The 24,080-nt window shown below is 45.5% G+C and carries 7 protein-coding genes; all 7 read left to right on the forward strand.

Translation table 11 applies throughout. The features are described 5' to 3' along the window. The first annotated feature begins 32 nt into the window (after positions 1-32). The 7 genes from AC6JAD_RS11170 (at position 33) to AC6JAD_RS11200 (ending at position 24,057) form a co-directional block, all read left to right on the forward strand. A complete protein-coding gene (locus AC6JAD_RS11170; protein WP_497865437.1) occupies positions 33-18,644 on the forward strand; it encodes an Ig-like domain-containing protein in 18,612 nt (6,203 codons plus the stop codon). 51 nt (positions 18,645-18,695) lie between these two features. Then, on the forward strand, positions 18,696-19,655 hold the full coding sequence (locus AC6JAD_RS11175) for a PorP/SprF family type IX secretion system membrane protein (protein WP_497865439.1): 960 nt from the start codon (positions 18,696-18,698) through the stop codon (positions 19,653-19,655). Between the two features lie 43 nt (positions 19,656-19,698). Continuing rightward, positions 19,699-21,606 carry an OmpA family protein gene (locus tag AC6JAD_RS11180; RefSeq protein ID WP_497865441.1) on the forward strand — a complete coding sequence of 636 codons (1,908 nt, stop codon included), beginning with the start codon at positions 19,699-19,701 and terminating at the stop codon, positions 21,604-21,606. Positions 21,607-21,713: 107 nt separating this feature from the next. Then, on the forward strand, positions 21,714-22,229 hold the full coding sequence (idi, locus tag AC6JAD_RS11185) for an isopentenyl-diphosphate Delta-isomerase (RefSeq protein WP_497865443.1): 516 nt from the start codon (positions 21,714-21,716) through the stop codon (positions 22,227-22,229). Beyond that, on the forward strand, positions 22,226-22,633 hold the full coding sequence (locus AC6JAD_RS11190; RefSeq protein WP_497865445.1) for a 6-pyruvoyl trahydropterin synthase family protein: 408 nt from the start codon (positions 22,226-22,228) through the stop codon (positions 22,631-22,633). Before idi ends, AC6JAD_RS11190 begins: the two co-directional genes overlap by 4 nt. 6 nt (positions 22,634-22,639) lie before the next feature. After that, positions 22,640-23,092, forward strand: a complete 453-nt coding sequence (locus AC6JAD_RS11195) for a peroxiredoxin (protein WP_497865447.1) — start codon at positions 22,640-22,642, stop codon at positions 23,090-23,092. Then, positions 23,089-24,057, forward strand: a complete 969-nt coding sequence (locus tag AC6JAD_RS11200) for a type I phosphomannose isomerase catalytic subunit (protein WP_497865449.1) — start codon at positions 23,089-23,091, stop codon at positions 24,055-24,057. The genes AC6JAD_RS11195 and AC6JAD_RS11200 overlap by 4 nt, the downstream gene beginning before the upstream one ends. Positions 24,058-24,080 lie beyond the last annotated feature (23 nt).

Consider the following 24,080-nt stretch of genomic DNA (forward strand, 5'->3'; position numbering starts at 1 on the left):
CAATTTATAGGTAACCACCTAAAATTATTTTTATGAAAAGATTATTACGATTTACAGATACTAACATTTCGAAATTCCTTTGGGTTTCAATTTGTTTTTTGCTGTTTTCATTTAGTTCTGTTTTAGCACAGGACGTAACTATCAATAAGGTAGCTGTAGAAAACGCAACCGAGTGTAATCAGTTTGATATTACCCTCGAAATAATTGGAAATCCCCCTGCAAAACCTCAGGAGGTCGTGCTAATTATAGATCGATCTGGGAGTATGGATGATGGTCCATTTCCAGAACCGATTGATTATGCCAAGGATGCGGCTATCGATTTCGTAAATAACATTTTCGATCCGGCAAACAACCCTACAGGGCTTAATAAAGTGTCTATTGTTAGTTACGCAGGGACAGCGACATTGGATATAGGTTTAACCGGAAGTTCGGGCAAGGATGACATTATAGATGCGATCAATGACATCGTAACTGGTGGAAGAACGAACATTCAGGATGCCATGATCAAGGCAGATAATGAGTTGATAAACAATGCAACCTTTGATTGTGCGACTACCAGAAATATTATTTTACTAACCGATGGTGTTGCAAACGAAAGAAATTCAGGTGGAGGAACGGAAAGCTGTAGTAGTTCTACAGCAGGAACGCAATGTCAACTTGATGCGATTCAGGCTGGAGTTAATGCTCAAACTACTACTGTAGGTGGTGAAGTATATGAGCAAAATGTGTTCTCAATTGGTTTGGTGGGTGCCATAGACGGTACTCAGCAGACTATTGCATTAGATACGATAGATCAAATTCAAAATGCAGGATTCTTCTTTACAGAGGACAATGCAGATCTAAGTGGTATATATTCCCAGATTTTGGGTCAATTGGTATTTGCCGCTAGGCAATTGCCTGGACAGGCACTGGTTACGGATACTGTTGAAACAGGATTCTCTGTAGTGGGAGGAACGCTTAACCCAAGTAAAGGAACGACAACTGTTTCTGGGCAGACCATCTCTTGGTTTGTTGATGAGATATTCGCCGAGACTATTACGTTACAATATACTATCCAAGCTGACGGTACAGATGTGTGCGGTGTTCAAGTGCCTGGTATCACGGTAATAAATTATGAAAACTCAAGTTGTCAAACTGCTTCAGAAGTGTTTGATAATCCAGATATATGTGTGCCATGTCCTGAGTTGACACCAACGGTATCGAGACAGGATTGCACCAATTTTATAGACTATGCCGTATCTGTAGATCAGGTAGGATGTAATTCTTTATCAGATTCATATAGCTGGGAGTTTTTCCTAAACGGAAATTCCGTAGGAACTGCCACCGGTGCAAGCGGTACATTCCAGTATACTGGAGGAGGATCTTTCACTGGTCAATTTTTGGCTGAGGTGAGTTATACCGGTTCATACGGAAGTGGTTGTGTCCTTCCTGCAGTTACTGAAACATCTAATGTGCCTTTAACTTGTACGATTACAGATTGGGACTTTAGCTGTGCAGATCAGAAGACGGTTGATGAGTATGGAAATAATGCCAATTGTAATGCAGCAACTACCATTAGTATCCCAGATTCTGGAAACGTGTTCCAGTATGTGGTTGAAATCGTGTATGACGATGCCAATCCGGGAAGTACTATAGATTTTGCAGATGCTTCAGGAGTAGTACATACGTTACAAAGAACCTTAGTAGGTGGAAGTAGCAATGAATGGTTCTACAGGGGACTTGTTGCAGGAAGCACCAATTCCATTACCTATACAGATAATGCTTTAGAATGTGATCTACAGTCTATTGTAGTGTATGCATTTAGAAATTTAGATAGCCATACATCAAGTACTGGAACCTTTACCAATACTAGTGGTGTAAATAATATTGAAACCTTAACGATAAATATTCCAACATTCCCTGTTGCAAGGGATGTTCGTATTGAGGTTCCTATTTCTGAATTAACCCCAGATGGACGTTACCTATTATTACGTGCTGAGGCTGGATCTATTTCGGATGAAGTTATACTTTATGGACCAGATACATCACTTCCTGGCGGAACTTGCTGTTTGGCAATTCCTATGTTGACCTTGGATAATGTACCAGGTTCAGTAACTCAGGTAGATATTACTATTGATACTAGAAATGGACAAAATGGACAATCAGTTAACGGTCAGTCATGGGTACTAACAAGTGCCATTAATGCAGATGTTGATTGTTTCGAAGAATTAGATGTTACTGCCACACCAACCGATGCCCTTTGTGCCGGTGACAGTTCAGGATCAATAGAAGCTGTTGCCACTGGAGGAATCGCACCTTATACTTATACATTAAATGGAGGAACGCCACAAAGTAGTGGAAGTTTTACTGGGTTACCAGCAGGAACGTATACGATAGAAGTAGAGGATTCTATTGGTAATACAGATTCCATTAGTGTTACTATTTCAGAACCAGAGCCATTAAGTGTAATTATTACGAAAACAAATGCAACCGCCTCTGGGGTGTGTATTAACGGTACTGCAACTGCTACTCCAGGTGGGGGAACAGGACCTTATACATACCAATGGAGTGCCAGTGCTGGAAATCAAACTACCCAGACTGCCACTGATCTTCCCGTGGGAACACACACCGTTGAAATAACGGATGCTAATGGTTGTACTATAGAACAAGGTGTAGCAATTGACTGTTTCAATGATTGTGATGCAGTAATCTCTGTGGATGATGTTGTAAACGTACTTTGTGCGGGAGAAACTACTGGTAGTGCAACAGTAAGTGCAAGTTCAGTTGCCAATCCAACAGCACTTTTTACTTTTACATGGAATACAACTCCACCTCAAGTAGATAGTGGAGCAACATCTAGTACTGTTTCAGGCTTAGCAGCAGGAGTATATACCGTAAGTGTTACGATTGACGGAACACTATGTTTGCCAGTTGAGCAAAGCGTAACCATTACCGAACCAGCTACACCACTTTCTGTTTCAGCATCTGCTACAGATGAAAGTGGACCAACTACGGGTGATGGAACTGCGACCGCAAATCCATCGGGAGGAACACCTCCATATACCTATTCTTGGAGTCCAGGTGGGGAAACCACCCAGACAATTACTGGATTAAGTGCAGGAGATTACACGGTAACTGTTACAGATGCCAATGGTTGTAGTGATATAGCAACAGTAACAGTAAACCCTGGAACGTGTCAAGGATTATCTGTAACTGCTACATCTACACCGGTAAGTTGTAATGGCGGTAGTGATGGTACTGCTACAGCATCCATTAGTGGTGGAGTAGGAGCATTCGGTTATTTATGGAGTCCAGGTGGACAAACCACCCAGAGTATTTCCGGACTTACGGCTGGATCTTACACAGTTACGGTTACAGATGCAACTACCCAGTGTACTTCAGATTTCACGGTAACGGTTAACGAACCTTCCGTCCTAAGTTCAGGAATTGCAGTGAACAATGTACCTTGTTTTGGAGATGCTACAGGATCGTTAGACCTTACGGTTACAGGTGGAACATTCCCTTATACATTCCTATGGAGTAACGGGGAAACTACCGAAGACATTAGCAACCTTACAGCTGGAACCTATTCAGTTACGATTACGGATGCCAACGGATGTATAACGACCAATAGTGCTACCGTTCAACAACCAGATGCACCTTTATCTGCTTCCTCTACTTTTGTAGATGTGCTTTGTAATGGCGACAGCACTGGTTCTATAGATGTAACTGTTACTGGTGGAACCGCACCGTATACATATGTATGGAATACTGGGGCAACAACTCAAGATCTTGCCGATATTCCAGCAGGAACATATACTTTAACAATAACCGATGCTAATAACTGTACGCTTACAGAAGGACCTATCAACATTTCGGAGCCTTCAACTGCTGTAAGCGTGGTTATTACAAAAGAGAATGCTACTACAGCTCAGGGTTGTAATGATGGTGAAGCTACGGCGAACGCTAGTGGAGGAACGCCACCTTACACCTACCAGTGGAGCGCAAGTGCAGGAAGTCAAACAACGGCCACTGCCACTAACCTACCACAGGGAACACATTCTGTTGTGGTAACAGATGCTAACAACTGTACTATTGAGCAGAGTGTGGTAATAGATTGTACCAATACATGTGATGCTATAATTACAATAGACAATGTTGTTGATGTACTTTGTACTGGAGATGCCACGGGTAGTGGTACTGTTAGTGCAAGTTCTGTAGCCAATCCAGGAGCCACGTTTACTTTTACTTGGAATACAATTCCGGTACAAGTAGATGCTGGGGTAACTTCAAGTACGATCAATAACCTTACAGCTGGAACTTATACTGTTAGTGTAACCATAGACGGAACAGTTTGTCTACCGGTTGAAGAAACAATAATCATTACGGAACCTCAAAATCCACTTTCTGTTTCAGCATCTGCTACAGATGAAAGTGGGCCAACAACTGGAGATGGAACGGCAACTGCTAGTCCTTCAGGAGGAACGCCACCCTATACCTATTCTTGGAGTCCAGGAGGGGAAACTACTCAGACGATAACTGGTTTGAGCCAAGGGACCTATACAGTGACAGTAACAGATGCCAACGGCTGTACTGCTATGGCTACGACTACTGTGAATCCAGGAACTTGTCGCAACCTTACCGTATTTGCTTCTGCCACTCCAGTAACATGTAATGGAGATAGTGATGGAACAGCCTCATCTACAGTAACTGGTGGTTCAGGTAGTTTCACATACTTGTGGAATACAGGGGCAACAACAGCTAGTATTTCAGGACTTTCCGGAGGTGTATACACTGTAACGGTTACAGATACAGTAACCCAGTGTACTGCTACCGCCAATACCACTGTAAACGAACCTGCTGCACTTAGTTCAGGTATTGCAGTGAATAACGTATTATGTTTTGGTGAAGATACAGGATCGTTAGATCTTACCGTAACCGGAGGTACTTCGCCTTATACTTTCTTATGGAATACAGGTGCAACCACAGAAGATATCGATAACCTCACAGCTGGAACGTATTCAGTGACCATTACCGATGCTAACGGATGTACATTATCAGACAGTGCTACTGTACAACAACCAGCATCTGGTCTTTCAATTAGTATTACGGCACAAACCGATATTTTATGTGGTGCGCCAAGTTCCGTAACAGCTACGGCAACGGGAGGTACTGCTCCGTACTCTTATAGTTTAGATGGTGGTACAGCTCAAGCTTCTGGTACGTTCACCGATCTAGCCGCTGGTGATTACACCATAAGTGTATTGGATGCGAACGGATGTTCTTCTTCCGTGGCAGTAACCATATTGGAAAACTGTACCGATGCAATCGACGACATTAACGATACCTTCGTCAATATAGCGGTAAGCGGTAATGTATTAACCAACGATATCGATATTGAAGGTGATACACAAACCGTGACTACCACTACAGTTACTTCCGATCAGGGTGTAACCGTGACAATTGATGCTGCAACAGGGGCTTATGTGTACACACCGCCAACGGATTATGTAGGAGAAGATTTCTTCACATATACTATACAAGATGATGGTAATCCACAAGCTACAGATTCTGCTACTGTTTATATTGAGATTTTACCAATAAGTGGTCCGGATAATGAGGCTCCTATTGCCAATGAAGATACCAATACCACCTTGGTGGATACACCAGTTTCTGGTAATGTGTTGGTGAACGATTACGATCCAGATGGAGATCCAATTGTAGTAACAACAACTACAGTAACCACAGCTCAAGGAGTTACTGTGACTATTGATCCAACAACAGGTGCATATACGTACACACCACCAGCGGGATATGTTGGTATTGATACATTCGAATACACGATCTGTGATGACGGAACTCCGGCATTATGTGATACTGCATCAGTTATTATTACTGTAGTTCCAAACAATGGAAACATTACAGTAGCTAACGATGATGCTTACACTACGACACCAGGAATGGCTGTTTCAGGAAATGTATTGGATAACGATTCAGACCCAGAAGGGAATAACCAAACAGTTGATACTGGTATTACTCCAATTTCAGGACCATCCAATGGTATCTTAGCCATTAATGCAGATGGTACATTCACATATACGCCAAACGCTGGATTCGGTGGTACCGATCAGTTTGTATATGAAATCTTTGATGATGGAAGCCCTGTGGCAAGAGATAGAGCTACGGTATATGTAACAGTAGGTGGAATCTTGAATACTACAGATGCCATTGACGATATTAACGATACGTTCGTAAACGTTCCTGTAGCTGGAAATGTATTGACCAATGATGTAGACTTTGAAGGAGATACTCAAATAGTTACAACTACTACGGTTACTACGGTACAAGGAGTAACCGTTACAATTGATGCAGCAACAGGTGCTTATGTTTATACACCACCGACCGATTATGTTGGGGAAGATTCTTTCGAATACACTATTGTAGATGATGGAAACCCACAAGCAACCGATACAGCAACAGTATATATTGAAGTTTCCCGATTGGGAGATCCAGATAATGATCCTCCAGTAGCCAATGCAGATACCAATACTACTGAAGTGGATACTCCAGTATCAGGTAATGTTTTGGTGAATGACTATGATCCAGACGGAGACCCAATTACGGTAACAGGTAATACAGATCCTTCTAACGGAACGGTAGTGGTGAATCCTGATGGAAGCTATACCTATACTCCGGACCCAGGTTATATTGGGTTGGATATCTTTACCTATACAATCTGTGATGATGGAACTCCGGCGCTTTGCGATACGGCTACTGTAACTATTACGGTAATTGCAGATCATCAGAACATCACTGTTGCGAACGATGATGCGTATTTCAGTTTCATTAATGAGCCGATTAACGGAAACGTATTGGATAATGATTCAGATCCTGAAGGTGACAATCAAACAGTAGATACAGCCTTGTCTCCTGTTAGTGGTCCAACCAATGGTACTTTAACGATCAATGCAGATGGTACTTTTACTTATACACCAAATACGGACTACGTAGGGCCAGATGCTTTCGTTTATTCTATTTTTGACGATGGAAGCCCGGTTGCTACAGATGTAGCTACAGTATATTTACTGGTTGGATTGGAAGGAAATACCACAGAAGCCATAGACGATATTAATGATACGTTTGTGAATCTTGCAGTAAGCGGAAATGTGCTGACCAACGATGTCGATGAGCAAGGAGATGTGCAAACGGTGACTACCACTACAGTAGTTACGGATCAGGGAGTTACTGTAACTATCGATGCGAATACAGGAGTGTATTCTTATACACCACCAACCGATTATGTTGGGGAAGATTCATTCCAATATACTATTGTGGATGATGGTAACCCACAAGCTACAGATACAGCAACAGTATACATTGAAATATTGCCAATTGGCACACCAGACAATGAGCCGCCGGTTGCCAATGCAGATACTAATACGACCGAAATCAATACTCCAGTTGATGGCAACGTACTTGTGAACGATTTCGATCCAGATGGAGATATGATTGTGGTTACTACAACTACGGTAACAACTGCAGAAGGAGTAACGGTAACGATAGACCCAACAACAGGGGCGTATACGTATACTCCTCCAACGAATTTCACAGGAGTAGATACTTTTGAATACACGATCTGTGACAATGGAACACCTGTACTTTGTGATACAGCTACTGTAACTATAACAGTATTGGATGACAATGGAAACATTACCGTGGCCAATGACGATTCTTATTTCGGATTTGTAGATCAGGCAATCGCTGGTAATGTATTGGATAATGATTCAGATCCAGAGGGCGATAATCAATCTGTTGATACGACAGCAACACCTGTTAGTGGACCGTCCAATGGAACAGTATCCATTAATGCAGATGGAACATTTACGTATACACCGAATACTGGGTTCTTCGGAAATGATGAATTTGTCTATGAAATATTCGACGATGGAACTCCAGAAGCCAGAGCACAAGCAACAGTTTATTTAACAATTGCTAATCCTGGTAATGAAATTCTAGCTGTAGACGACATCAACGATACATATGTCAACCTTCCAGTGGGCGGTGACGTTAGCACCAACGACGAGAACGCAGACGGCCCAGCCGGTACGGAGGTGTTCACCTTGGTGAGCGACGTGACCAACGGTACCCTTGTGTTCAACGGTGACGGTACGTACACTTACACCCCGGCCCTGGACTATGTTGGTGAGGACACCTTCACCTACCAGGTTTGTGACGGTGGTAACCCAGTTGCGTGCGACACCGCTGTGGTCTACATCGAGGTACTGCCGGTGGGCAGCCCTGACAACGAGCCGCCCGTGGCCAATGCGGATACCAACACGACCGAGGTTGATACCCCGGTTGACGGCAACGTACTTGTGAACGACTTCGACCCTGACGGTGACCCGATCACCGTAACGGGCAACACGGACCCATCCAACGGTACCGTGGTTGTGAACCCAGACGGAAGCTATACTTACACCCCGGACCCAGGATTCGAGGGCGAGGACACCTTCGAGTACACGATCTGTGACAACGGGACCCCTGCGCTTTGCGACACGGCGACCGTTACGATCCAGGTGATCCCTAACAACGGCAACATCACCGTGGCCAACGACGATGCGTACAATACCTTTATCGACACACCGGTTGACGGTAACGTACTGGACAACGACAGTGACCCAGAGGGTGACAGCCAGTCCGTGACCTCTACAACGGTTACGACCCAGCAGGGCGTGACGGTGAACATCGCCGCAGATGGTAGCTTTACCTATGCACCAGCTACAGGTTATGTTGGTACAGATCAGTTCGTATATTCCATAGAGGACAACGGTACACCAGTGGCCACAGATCAGGCTACGGTATACCTTACTATTGGTGGGGTTAGCAACGATATTCTAGCGGTGGACGACATCAACGATACATATGTCAACCTTCCAGTGGGCGGTGACGTTAGCACCAACGACGAGAACGCTGACGGCCCGGCCGGTACGGAGGTGTTCACCTTGGTGAGCGACGTGACCAACGGTACCCTTGTGTTCAACGGTGACGGTACGTACACTTACACCCCGGCCCTGGACTATGTTGGTGAGGACACCTTCACCTACCAGGTTTGTGACGGTGGTAACCCAGTTGCGTGCGACACCGCTGTGGTCTACATCGAGGTACTGCCGGTGGGCAGCCCTGACAACGAGCCGCCCGTGGCCAATGCGGATACCAACACGACCGAGGTTGATACCCCGGTTGACGGCAACGTACTTGTGAACGACTTCGACCCTGACGGTGACCCGATCACCGTAACGGGCAACACGGACCCATCCAACGGTACCGTGGTTGTGAACCCAGACGGAAGCTATACTTACACCCCGGACCCAGGATTCGAGGGCGAGGACACCTTCGAGTACACGATCTGTGACAACGGGACCCCTGCGCTTTGCGACACGGCGACCGTTACGATCCAGGTGATCCCTAACAACGGCAACATCACCGTGGCCAACGACGATGCGTACAATACCTTTATCGACACACCGGTTGACGGTAACGTACTGGACAACGACAGTGACCCAGAGGGTGACAGCCAGTCCGTGACCTCTACAACGGTTACGACCCAGCAGGGCGTGACGGTGAACATCGCCGCAGATGGTAGCTTTACCTATGCACCAGCTACAGGTTATGTTGGTACTGATCAGTTCGTATATTCCATAGAGGACAACGGTACACCAGTGGCCACAGATCAGGCTACGGTATACCTTACTATTGGTGGGGTTAGCAACGATATTCTAGCGGTGGACGACATCAACGATACATATGTCAACCTTCCAGTGGGCGGTGACGTTAGCACCAACGACGAGAACGCTGACGGCCCGGCCGGTACGGAGGTGTTCACCTTGGTGAGCGACGTGACCAACGGTACCCTTGTGTTCAACGGTGACGGTACGTACACTTACACCCCGGCCCTGGACTATGTTGGTGAGGACACCTTCACCTACCAGGTTTGTGACGGTGGTAACCCAGTTGCGTGCGACACCGCTGTGGTCTACATCGAGGTACTGCCGGTGGGCAGCCCTGACAACGAGCCGCCCGTGGCCAATGCGGATACCAACACGACCGAGGTTGATACCCCGGTTGACGGCAACGTACTTGTGAACGACTTCGACCCTGACGGTGACCCGATCACCGTAACGGGCAACACGGACCCATCCAACGGTACCGTGGTTGTGAACCCAGACGGAAGCTATACTTACACCCCGGACCCAGGATTCGAGGGCGAGGACACCTTCGAGTACACGATCTGTGACAACGGGACCCCTGCGCTTTGCGACACGGCGACCGTTACGATCCAGGTGATCCCTAACAACGGCAACATCACCGTGGCCAACGACGATGCGTACAATACCTTTATCGACACACCGGTTGACGGTAACGTACTGGACAACGACAGTGACCCAGAGGGTGACAGCCAGTCCGTGACCTCTACAACGGTTACGACCCAGCAGGGCGTGACGGTGAACATCGCTGCAGATGGTAGCTTTACCTATACACCAGCTACAGGTTATGTTGGTACTGATCAGTTCGTATATTCCATAGAGGACAACGGTACACCAGTGGCCACAGATCAGGCTACGGTATACCTTACTATTGGTGGGGTTAGCAACGATATTTTAGCGGTGGACGACATCAACGATACATATGTCAACCTTCCAGTGGGCGGTGACGTTAGCACCAACGACGAGAACGCAGACGGCCCGGCCGGTACGGAGGTGTTCACCTTGGTGAGCGACGTGACCAACGGTACCCTTGTGTTCAACGGTGACGGTACGTACACTTACACCCCGGCCCTGGACTATGTTGGTGAGGACACCTTCACCTACCAGGTTTGTGACGGTGGTAACCCAGTTGCGTGCGACACCGCTGTGGTCTACATCGAGGTACTACCGGTGGGCAGCCCTGACAACGAGCCGCCTGTGGCCAATGCGGATACCAACACGACCGAGGTTGATACCCCGGTTGACGGCAACGTACTTGTGAACGACTTCGACCCTGACGGTGACCCGATCACCGTAACGGGCAACACGGACCCATCCAACGGTACCGTGGTTGTGAACCCAGACGGAAGCTATACTTACACCCCGGACCCAGGATTCGAGGGCGAGGACACCTTCGAGTACACGATCTGTGACAACGGGACCCCTGCGCTTTGCGACACGGCGACCGTTACGATCCAGGTGATCCCAAACAACGGCAACATCACCGTGGCCAACGACGATGCGTACAATGGTTTTGTGGACGCGCCTATCACTGGCAACGTACTTGACAACGACAGTGACCCAGAGGGTGACAACCAAACGGTGGACACTGCGGCAACGCCGGTTAGCGGTCCAACCAATGGAACCGTATCGGTTAATGCGGACGGATCCTTCGAATACACGCCTAACGCAGGCTTTACTGGTACGGACCAGTTTGTGTACGCCATCAATGACGATGGTAGCCCTATCGCAAGCGACCGGGCTACTGTATACCTTACCATCGGAGACCCAGGGAACTATATCCTTGCGGTGGACGACATCAACGATACATATGTCAACCTTCCAGTGAGCGGTGACGTTAGCACCAACGACGAGAACGCAGACGGCCCGGCCGGTACGGAGGTGTTCACCTTGGTGAGCGACGTGACCAACGGTACCCTTGTGTTCAACGGTGACGGTACGTACACTTACACCCCGGCCCTGGACTATGTTGGTGAGGACACCTTCACCTACCAGGTTTGTGACGGTGGTAACCCAGTTGCGTGCGACACCGCTGTGGTCTACATCGAGGTACTGCCAGTGGGCAGCCCTGACAACGAGCCGCCTGTGGCCAATGCGGATACCAACACGACCGAGGTTGATACCCCGGTTGACGGCAACGTACTTGTGAACGACTTCGACCCTGACGGTGACCCGATCACCGTAACGGGCAACACGGACCCATCCAACGGTACCGTGGTTGTGAACCCAGACGGAAGCTATACTTACACCCCGGACCCAGGTTTCGAGGGCGAGGACACCTTCGAGTACACGATCTGTGACAACGGGACCCCTGCGCTTTGCGACACGGCGACCGTTACGATCCAGGTGATCCCTAACAACGGCAACATCACCGTGGCCAACGACGATGCGTACAATACCTTTATCGACACACCGGTTGACGGTAACGTACTGGACAACGACAGTGACCCAGAGGGTGACAGCCAGTCCGTGACCTCTACAACGGTTACGACCCAGCAGGGCGTGACGGTGAACATCGCCGCAGATGGTAGTTTCTCTTATGAGCCTAATCCAGGTTATACAGGAACGGATCAGTTCGTATATTCCATAGAGGACAACGGTACGCCAGTGGCCACAGATCAAGCTACGGTATACCTTACTATTGGTGATCCAGGAAATACGATTCTTGCTAAAGATGATATTAATGACACGTTTGTAAATCTTCCAGTAGATGGAGATGTAAGTACAAACGATGACAATAGTGATGGTCCTGCCAATACAGAAATATTCACATTAATTACCGATGTGACCAATGGTGCCCTTGTGTTCAATGCGGACGGTACGTACACTTACACGCCGGCTCTTGACTTTGTGGGTGAGGATACCTTCACGTATCAAATTTGCGACGGGGGTAACCCAGTGGCATGTGATACGGCTATCGTAACCATAGAAGTAATCGATGATCCAATTATCGATAACGATCCACCAATTGCCAATAATGATACGGCGGTAACAGAAGTAGATACTCCTGTAGATGGCAATGTATTGGTGAACGACTACGATATGGATGGCGACCCAATTACCATTACCGGAAATACAGATCCTTCCAATGGAACAGTGGTATTGAATCCAGACGGAAGCTATACTTACACACCGGACCCAGGATTCGAGGGCGAGGACACCTTCGAGTACACGATCTGTGACAACGGAACACCTGCACTATGTGACACAGCTACAGTAACAATACTTGTAATCCCAAATAACGGAAACATTACAGTTGCTAACGATGATGCATATTCAGGGGAAGTAGATACTCCAATTACAGGAAATGTATTGGATAATGATTCCGATCCAGAAGGGGACAACCAAACAGTAGATACTGTGTTAAGTCCAGTAAGTGGACCAAGTAATGGTACAGTGGTATTCAGTGCAGACGGTAGCTTTACCTATACACCAAATGCTGGTTTTATAGGAACTGATCAAATGATATACAGCGCCAATGATGATGGAACGCCATTAGCTTCGGATCAAGCAACGGTATACTTCGTAATTAGAAGAACTCCAGCTCCAGCCATTGCAATTGTGAAGACAGGTACCTATGTAGATACCGATCAAGACCAGTGTGCCGATGCAGGGGAAACCATAGATTACATTTTCGCAGTGAGCAATCAAGGAAATGTTCCTTTAGGAAATATTATAGTAACAGATCCATTGTTGGAAGCTCCAAACCCAGTTGTGACTATTCAATATGAAACTGGAGATACTAATAACGATGGAATGTTAGATGTGGATGAAACATGGTTCTATGTTGCAACGTATACAGTAACTCAAGATGATATTGATGCAGGACAGGTAACCAATCAGGCAACTGCTCAAGGTACCGATGCCGATGGAACGACTGTAAGTGATCTATCCGATGACGAAGTAGTGACAGAAGATGACCCAACAATTCTAACGCTGTGTCAGAATTCAGTAATTGCTATCGTTAAGGATTCAATTTTAAATGACGAAAACGTAGATAATTGTACCGATCCAGGTGAAACAATAGATTACACGTTTACTGTTACCAACGAAGGAAATACAAGTCTTTCAAACATTACAGTTACGGATCCATTATTGGAAGCACCGAACCCAGTAGTACCTATCGTATTCGCTTCAGGTGATACCGATGGTGACGGGGAATTGGATGTAACGGAAACATGGATATATACTGCAAGTTATGCGGTAACACAGGATGATATTGATGCAGGACAGGTAACCAATCAAGCAACTGCTACTGGAACTACTCCAAGTAACACAACTGTAAGTGACCTTTCAGATGATGAATTGGTAACTGAAGACGATCCAACAGTGACAGAACTTTGTCAAGAGCCTGTAATTGCTATTGTGAAAACAGGAGTATTCGTAGACGGAGATCAGGATAACTGTTCAGATCCAGGAGAGGCTATCGACTATACCTTCACTGTTACCAACGAAGGAAATGTAAGTCTTACGAACATCACGGTAACAGATCCATTATTGGAAGCGCCGAACCCAGTAGTACCTATCGTATTCGCTTCAGGTGATACCGATGGTGACGGAGAACTGGATGTAACGGAAACATGGACGTATACGGCAAGCTATGCCATCACACAGATTGATATTGATGCAGGTCAGGTAGAAAACCAAGCTACGGCTACAGGTATTGCACCAGACCAAAGTACAGTAAGTGATCTTTCCGATGATGAATTGGTAACTGAAAACGATCCTACGATCACGGCACTATGCCAGAATCCTGTAATTGCCATTGTGAAGACAGGAGTATTCGTAGACGGAGATCAGGATAACTGTGCAGATCCAGGAGAGGCTATCGACTATACCTTTACTGTTACCAACGAAGGAAATGTAAGTCTAGGATTCATTACTGTGACAGATCCATTATTGGAAGCACCGAATCCAATCGTACCAATCGTATTCGTATCTGGTGATACTGATGGAGATGGCGAATTGGATGTAACGGAAACATGGGTATATACAGCAAGTTATGCTATTACTCAGGATGATATTGATGCAGGTCAGGTAACGAACCAAGCAAGTGTGCTAGGTACTTCACCTGCTAACGTAGGGGTAACCGACCTTTCAGATGATGAAGTGGTTACTGAAGATGATCCAACAGTGGTTACCTTATGCCAGTCACCAGATATCGCGATCGTTAAGACTGCGGTTTATGACGACGGAGGCGACTGTAGCCAGCCTGGAGAGGTTATCGACTACACCTTCGAGGTGAGCAACCAAGGGAACGTTAGCCTGTCTAACATCATTGTGGACGACCCATTGTTGGGCGGTCCAGTGGCCGGTCCTGACAGTGGCGACACTGACGGTGACGGTGAGCTTGATGTTGACGAGGTATGGGTGTACACTGGAAGCTATACGATCACACAGGGTGACATCGACAACGGTGAGGTGCTGAACCAGGCGACTGCCGATGGTACCGCTCCAGATGGAACCGTGGTGAGCGACCTATCCGGTGCCACTGTGGATACCGATGAGACGACAACAACAACATTGTGTCAGAGCCCAGATATCGCGATCGTTAAGACTGCGGTTTATGACGACGGAGGCGACTGTAGCCAGCCTGGAGAGGTTATCGACTACACCTTCGAGGTGAGCAACCAAGGGAACGTTAGCCTGTCTAACATCATTGTGGACGACCCATTGTTGGGCGGTCCAGTGGCCGGTCCTGACAGTGGCGACACTGACGGTGACGGTGAGCTTGATGTTGACGAGGTATGGGTGTACACTGGAAGCTATACGATCACACAGGGTGACATCGACAACGGTGAGGTACTCAACCAGGCGACTGCCGAGGGTACCGCTCCTGACGGAACCGTGGTGAGCGACGAATCCGGTGCGACCATCGATACCGACGAAACAACGGATACGGACCTTTGCCAGTCACCGGACATCGCGATCGTTAAGACTGCGGTTTATGACGACGGAGGCGACTGTAGCCAGCCTGGAGAGGTTATCGACTACACCTTCGAGGTGAGCAACCAAGGGAACGTTAGCCTGTCTAACATCATTGTGGACGACCCATTGTTGGGCGGTCCAGTGGCCGGTCCTGACAGTGGCGACACTGACGGTGACGGTGAGCTTGATGTTGACGAGGTATGGGTGTACACTGGAAGCTATACGATCACACAGGGTGACATCGACAACGGTGAGGTACTCAACCAGGCGACTGCCGAGGGTACCGCTCCTGACGGAACCGTGGTGAGCGACGAATCCGGTGCGACCATCGATACCGACGAAACAACGGATACGGACCTTTGCCAGTCACCGGACATCGCGATCGTTAAGACTGCGGTTTATGACGACGGAGGCGACTGTAGCCAGCCTGGAGAGGTTATCGACTACACCTTCGAGGTGAGCAACCAAGGGAACGTTAGCCTGTCTAACATCATTGTGGACGACCCATTGTTGGGCGGTCCAGTGGCCGGTCCTGACAGTGGCGACACTGACGGTGACGGTGAGCTTGATGTTGACGAGGTATGGGTGTACACGGGAAGCTATACGATCACACAGGGTGACATCGACAACGGTGAGGTACTGAACCAGGCGACTGCCGAGGGTACCGCTCCTGACGGAACCGTGGTGAGCGACGAATCCGGTGCGACCATCGATACCGACGAAACAACGGATACGGACCTTTGCCAGTCACCGGACATCGCGATCGTTAAGACTGCGGTTTATGACGACGGAGGCGACTGTAGCCAGCCTGGAGAGGTTATCGACTACACCTTCGAGGTGAGCAACCAAGGGAACGTTAGCCTGTCTAACATCATTGTGGACGACCCATTGTTGGGCGGTCCAGTGGCCGGTCCTGACAGTGGCGACACTGACGGTGACGGTGAGCTTGATGTTGACGAGGTATGGGTGTACACTGGAAGCTATACGATCACACAGGGTGACATCGACAACGGTGAGGTACTGAACCAGGCGACTGCCGAGGGTACCGCTCCTGACGGAACCGTGGTGAGCGACGAATCCGGTGCGACCATCGATACCGACGAAACAACGGATACGGACCTTTGCCAGTCACCGGACATCGCGATCGTTAAGACTGCGGTTTATGACGACGGAGGCGACTGTAGCCAGCCTGGAGAGGTTATCGACTACACCTTCGAGGTGAGCAACCAAGGAAACGTTAGCCTGTCTAACATCATTGTGGACGACCCATTGTTGGGCGGTCCAGTGGCCGGTCCTGACAGTGGCGACACTGACGGTGACGGTGAGCTTGATGTTGACGAGGTATGGGTGTACACTGGAAGCTATACGATCACACAGGGTGACATCGACAACGGTGAGGTACTGAACCAGGCGACTGCCGAGGGTACCGCTCCTGACGGAACCGTGGTGAGCGACGAATCCGGTGCGACCATCGATACCGACGATACTACAGACACAGATCTATGTCAAGATGCTAGTATAGCACTTATTAAAACAGGTGTAGTGACTGATAGTGATGGTGATAAGTGTGCTGATACAAAAGAAACTATCGAGTATAGTTTTGAAGTGATCAATACAGGTAATGTGACTGTCAATAATATTGATGTAGACGATCCATTGGTAAATGTAGTTGGAGGGCCAATTTCACTAGAACCAGGTCAATCTGATTCAACTACTTTCACAGCGACATATATTATTCTACAAGGGGATATTGATGCAGGAGAGGTAATTAACCAAGCAACAGCTACTGGTGTAACCGTAACCGGTGATACAGTAACAGACTTTAGTGATGACGATAGTCCTGTAGAAGATGATCCAACAATCACACCTTTATGTCAAGATGCTGTAATAGCATTGATTAAGGTAGGTACTCCAACAGATGAGAATGACGATGGATGTATCAACTTAGGTGAAACGATTGTATATGACTTCGTAGTTAGTAACCTAGGAAATGTGGAATTGACCAACGTTATCGTTACCGATCCATTAGTTCCTGTAGTAGGAGGTCCGGTTACTATTGCAGCAGGAGAATCTGATACTGAGACATTCTCTGCTGTGTATACAGTAACGCAAGCTGACATTGATGCCGGATTCATTAGTAATCAAGCTACTGTTGAAGGTACATCGCCAGATGGAACGATAGTTACTGACTTGAGTGATGATAATAGTGTATTAGAAAATGATCCAACTATTAGTAGTCTATGTCAGAATCCAATGATTTCTTTAGAGAAAACAGGGGTGTTCAATGATGACAACGGAGATGAGATTCCGCAAGTTGGTGAAACCATAACATATACTTTCAGTGTAACTAACACAGGAGATGTAACCTTGTATAACATCATGATCAGTGATCCGCTTCCAGGAGTGGTAATCGAAGGAGGACCAATAGATGTATTGGAAATCGATGAAACGGATAGTACGACCTTTACGGGTACGTATCAGATCACTCAGGAAGATATCGATGCTGGAGAGGTAATTAACCAAGCCCTTGTGACAGCTGAAGATGAAGATGGTAATGAGGTAGAGGACGATAGTGATGATCCAAATGATCCTACGAATACTGATAACAATGGTGACGGTGATCCAGATGACCCAACCATAACAGATATTCCAAATGTAGGAGGGGCTCAGTTCGAGATATTCAATGGTATTACACCAAATGGAGATGGATTGAACGACTTCTTCGAAATACGAGGAATTGCTGATTTCCCGAACAACAATGTGAAGATATTCAACAGATGGGGAGTACTAGTTTGGGAAACTGACGGATACAACGAAACAAACAATGTATTTAGAGGAAGATCTAACGCTAGGGCGACCATAAGCGAAGATGAGGAACTTCCAACTGGAACTTACTTCTATGTACTTACGTTCACAGGAGAAACCCCAGAGGGACAAAGTGCCTATAACGGATATTTATACATAAACAGATAGACAGAAAAACCCTAAATGGCTAGACCCTTTATGGATACAAAATTGATAAACATGAAAAATAATTACCTAGCAATCTTAGTTCTGATTTTACTCGGTACCTTCTCGAGTAATGCACAGCAGGATCCTCAGTATACGCAGTACATGTACAATACTCAGGTGGTAAACCCAGCCTATGTGGGTTCGAAGGAAGCTCTTAATTTCGGTTTATTGGGACGCACCCAATGGGTAAACTTTGAAGGAGCCCCGAAAACGGGAACCTTCACAGTTGGAACGCCTATTGGTGCCCTTCAAAATATGGGATTGGGACTGTCCATCGTGCACGATGAGTTGGGGCCTGCAATAGAATCTAATATTAATATAGACTATGCCTATGTTATTAATGCCACCGAGAATGCAAAAATCTCTTTTGGTGTTAAGGCAGGACTGGATTTATTGGATGTAGATTTTACAAAATTGAACATTGCAGATGGAGGGGATGTTTTCGAAAATAATGTAGATAGAAGGCTTCAGCCGCAAATTGGTGCAGGTGCCTACTATTATACCGATAAATTTTATGCCGGACTCTCTGTGCCTAACTTTTTAACAACGAAGCACTTCGATGAGTCTCAAATAGATGCTATTGTAGATGATCCCACAAGTTTTGCGGGGCAAACAACGGCAGCAGAGAGGCTTCATTATTTCTTGATCGCTGGGTATGTTTTCGATATTAGTGAAAACCTTAAATTCAAGCCAGCAACTCTTGTTAAGGTGGTTAGTGGTTCTCCCTTACAATGGGATGCTTCTGCAAATTTCTTGATCAATGATAAGTTTACCCTTGGAGCTTCCTACCGCTGGAGTGCTGCATTGAGTGCGATTGCCGGTTTTCAGGTGAGCGATGAGATATTTATTGGAGTAGGATATGACTATCAAACCACGGATATTGAAACTTATAGTGATGGTTCGTATGAAGTGTTCCTGAAGTTCGATATCTTTAACAAACCCGAGCGTGTATTATCACCTAGATTCTTCTAAAAAATAAAGTATGTACAAAAGTTTCTTATGTAAAAAAATACTTATGTCCTTGCTAGTGATTCTTGTCACTAGCATTTCCTTTGCCCAAAAAAACAGAATCGAAAAAGCCAACAAAGAGTTCGATAAGTACTCCTATATCGATGCCCGGGAGATCTACCTGAAAGTAGTCGAAGATGGTTATTCATCGGCCCAAGTATTCCAAAAATTGGGAGATACTTATTATTTCAATAGTGAATACGGTCAGGCGGCAGAATGGTACCAAAGATCTATAAATGAGTTCACCTCAGATACGGATGCCATTTACTACTATAGGGCTGCACAGGCACTGAAGTCATTGGGTAATTATGAAGAATCCGATAAGTTGATGGCAGCCTATGAAAAAGTAGGAGGAGACAACATTATCATCAGGAACTTTAATGAAGATCCAAACTACTTGAAAAGCATTGCCTTTCAGGCTAAGGGATATGTAGTGGAGAAAGTGAGCATAAATTCTGATAGCTCTGATTTTGGCCCATCATTTTATCTAGATAAGTTGGTGTATGCGAAATCTGCAAGAGCAAACGAAGGCGACAAGGTATATGAATGGAATCAATTGCCATTCTTAGATCTTTATGTAGCCGATATGGATGCCGAGGGGAACCTATCGAATCCTACTCCCTTAGACGGCGAGATCAATACTCGTTTCCATGAATCGTCCTCTACCTTTACCAAAGATGGAAGTACGGTATATTTTACACGTAATAATTTTACCGATGGTAAAAAGGGACGCGATAAAGAGAAAACCATAAGGTTGAAACTCTACAAAGGAATTAAGAGTGGTGAAAACTACTGGACGAACATAGAGGAACTTCCTTTTAATAGTGATGATTACTCCGTAGCCCACCCCGCATTGAGTGTAGATGAAAAAAGACTGTATTTTGCATCGGATAGACCAGGAACATTGGGTATGTCGGACCTTTGGTATGTAGAGATCAATGAAGATGGAACGTACGGTAACCCTATTAATTTGGGACCAACAGTTAATACAGAAGCTAGGGAGAGCTTTCCGTTTATTAGCGAAGGGAATAATCTATACTTTTCAAGTGATGGACGTTCAGGTTTAGGAGGTTTAGACATTTATGTTACTCCATTGGATAATGGGGGAACTTCTGGAACCGTAACCAATTTAGGGGAACCTGCAAATAGTAACCAAGACGATTTTGGGTTTATTATCAACGAAGAAGCCCGATTGGGATATCTTTCTTCCAACCGTGATGGAGATCAAGGGAGCCTTTCCGACGATATTTATCGCGTACAGGAAAAGTGTGAGATTACCATTGCTGGGACAATAACAAATAAAGTAACTGGTGCTGCTATTCCCGGAGCTATTGTGACTTTGTTAGATTCCAATAACAGTGCACTGGAAACAGTGACCGCTGGAGAAGATGGAAGTTATTCATTTGACACTATGGTAGAATGTGACACCACATATTTAATCAGGGCTAACAGCGATGGCTGCGAGTTTAATGAGGAAATTGTGGAAACACCGAATGAAACAGGAACTATTAAGGTGCCTGTTATGCTGGAGTGCGATCCTTGTCCACCAGACGATTTAGGATGTCGTTTAAGCTTACAACCAATTTATTTTGACTTTGACAGATATAATATTCGTCCAGATGCGGCCATAGAATTGGCTAAGATTTTAGCAGCAATGCGCGAATATCCAGAACTAATTATCCATATAGAATCACATACAGACTCTAGAGGAAACGACGCCTATAACGAGGCCTTGTCTGAAAAACGAGCTCAATCTACATTGAACTGGTTGGTAGACAACGGAATCGATAGAAATCGTTTATCGGCAAAGGGGTATGGCGAGTACCAATTACAGAATGAATGTTCAAATGGGGTGGAGTGTACTGAGGAGGCACATCAGCTTAACAGACGTTCAATGTTCTTAATCCAGAATTGATGTAAACTTACCATAATTATGACCCCTAAGCGCTCAACGAAAGTTGGGCGCTTTTTGATTTACTTAACATCGCATTTCGTATTTTTGGTCAAAATTGCTGCATACACATGGAAGAACAAGTGATCCTTGTAAATGAGAAAGATGAAAAAATAGGTTTAATGCCCAAACAGGAGGCTCATGAAAAAGGCGTTCTGCATCGTGCATTTTCGGTATTTATATTCAATACTAAAAACGAGCTCATGCTTCAACAAAGAGCATGGACCAAATACCATTCCCCTGGACTTTGGACCAATACCTGTTGTAGCCATCAGAGAGATGGAGAATCTTCATTGGATGCTGGTGTTAGAAGATTGATGGAAGAAATGGGCTTTACCACCGACCTAAAGGAAACCACATCATTTATCTACAAGGCGCCATTCGATAATGGACTCACCGAACACGAGTTGGATCATATCCTAGTAGGTCAATATAATGATGTGCCCAATATTAACAAGGAAGAAGTTGCTTCATGGAAATGGATGCCACTAGAAGATGTGAAAGCAGATATAGCTGAATACCCTTCGAAGTATACTGCGTGGTTTAAGATTATATTTGAGAAGTTTTATCAACACCTTACTATATGAGTGTTACCGTATACAGAAAAGCACATTTTAACGCAGCACATAGACTTTACAAAGAGGGATGGAGCGATGAAAAGAACTTTGAGATTTTCGGAAAATGCAGTAACCCCAATTATCATGGACATAATTATGAGTTGGAAGTAGGAATAACAGGACCCATAGATGAAGAAACTGGTTTTGTTATTGATTTGGGAAAACTGAAGAAGATCATATATGAAGAAGTAGAACTCCCTTTCGACCATAAAAACCTGAATCTTGAAGTTCCAGAATTCAAAAACCTGAATCCTACGGTAGAGAATATAGCTAAGATCATTTGGGGTAAAATCAGCGCAAGATTGGATACTACGTATGAGATCAAGGTCAAACTTTATGAAACCCCTAGGAATTTTGTCGTTTATTCCGGTTAAAGCAGTATGGAAGTAGGAGACAAATTACCCCAGTTTACCCTAAATGACCAAAATGGCAAGCCGGTTGTAATTTCAGACTATATCGGAACTTCAGCGCTGGTTATCTTTTTTTATCCGAAAAATTTCACACCCGGTTGCGTTAGGGAGGCCTGCAGTTTTCGGGATAGTTTCGAAGACTTTTCCGATTTGGGAGCCAAGGTCATAGGTATTAGTTCGGATAGCGAGTCCTCACACAGCCGTTTTGCCAAGCATTATCGTCTTCCATTTGTGCTATTGGCCGACACTAAAAATAAGGTAAGAAGACTGTTCAACGTAAGAAAAGGGCTTCTGGGCGTACTTCCAGGACGTGAAACATTTATTTTTGATCAAGATGGAATTTTGGTTTATAAATTTGCAGCTTTAGGAGCAAGTCCTCATATTGAAAAATCATTGGAGTACTTGCGAAAGAAACACGTATGAAAGAACTATATCCTATAAAATTTAGGCCTTTGCTAAAAGAAAAAGTGTGGGGCGGCCATAAGCTGGCTACTCAATTTGGCAAGGAGGGGAATGGCCTTATCGGAGAAAGCTGGGAGATTTCTGGTGTTGAGGGAGACATTTCTGAAGTAAGTAATGGCCCTTTGAAAGGAACTTCCTTGGTTGAGTTGATTAAAGAATTCGGAGCAGGGTTATTAGGAGAAAAGGTAATGCGCGACTACCATGGAGAATTTCCACTGCTTTTTAAGTTTATTGATGCCAGTCAGGATCTATCAGTGCAGTTGCATCCAGACGATATCGTAGCTAAAGAACGACACAATAGTTTTGGAAAAACTGAAATGTGGTACATCATGGGAGCAGAGGAAGATGCAAGATTAATTGTTGGATTCAATGGTGAGATTGATAAAAGCGCTTATAAGTCCTACCTCGATAAAGGAGAAATAACTAAAATCCTTTGCGAAGAAAAAGTAACGCCTGGAGATGCCTTTTTTATAGCTCCGGGAACTGTGCATGCTATCGGTGCAGGTGTCGTACTAGCCGAAATACAACAAACATCCAATATAACATACCGGATTTACGATTGGGACCGGCCCGATATAGATGGAAATATGAGGGAGTTGCATACCGATTTGGCATTAGATGTGATCAACTTTGAAGATACAAAGGCCAGGCTTCAATTTTCAAAAGATTCGGATCGGGAAAACGAAGTTTGCGCTTCTCCTTATTTTAATACCAAAGTACTTCCCTTAACCCAGGATATGGAAAGGGATATGAGCCATATGGATTCATTTGTGGTGTACATGTGTACATCTGGTGAGGCTGCCATAGAAGCCCTAGGAGCCACAGAATCCATTACCAAAGGGGAAACCCTTCTTATTCCCGCTCGAGCATCTCATATAAAGATAAGAACCTCAGGGGCTACACTTTTAGAGATTACCGTACCTTAGAAATTATTTAAAGTGGTATTTTT

The organism is Aureisphaera sp. (genome assembly GCF_059726885.1).

Bases quoted from the DNA above. Each gene is read 5' to 3' on its own strand.
- AC6JAD_RS11170 (WP_497865437.1), top strand. From the start codon at position 33: ATGAAAAGATTATTACGATTTACAGATACTAACATTTCGAAATTCCTT.
- AC6JAD_RS11175 (WP_497865439.1), top strand. From the start codon at position 18,696: ATGAAAAATAATTACCTAGCAATCTTAGTTCTGATTTTACTCGGTACC.
- AC6JAD_RS11180 (WP_497865441.1), top strand. From the start codon at position 19,699: ATGTCCTTGCTAGTGATTCTTGTCACTAGCATTTCCTTTGCCCAAAAA.
- idi (WP_497865443.1), top strand. From the start codon at position 21,714: ATGGAAGAACAAGTGATCCTTGTAAATGAGAAAGATGAAAAAATAGGT.
- AC6JAD_RS11190 (WP_497865445.1), top strand. From the start codon at position 22,226: ATGAGTGTTACCGTATACAGAAAAGCACATTTTAACGCAGCACATAGA.
- AC6JAD_RS11195 (WP_497865447.1), top strand. From the start codon at position 22,640: ATGGAAGTAGGAGACAAATTACCCCAGTTTACCCTAAATGACCAAAAT.
- AC6JAD_RS11200 (WP_497865449.1), top strand. From the start codon at position 23,089: ATGAAAGAACTATATCCTATAAAATTTAGGCCTTTGCTAAAAGAAAAA.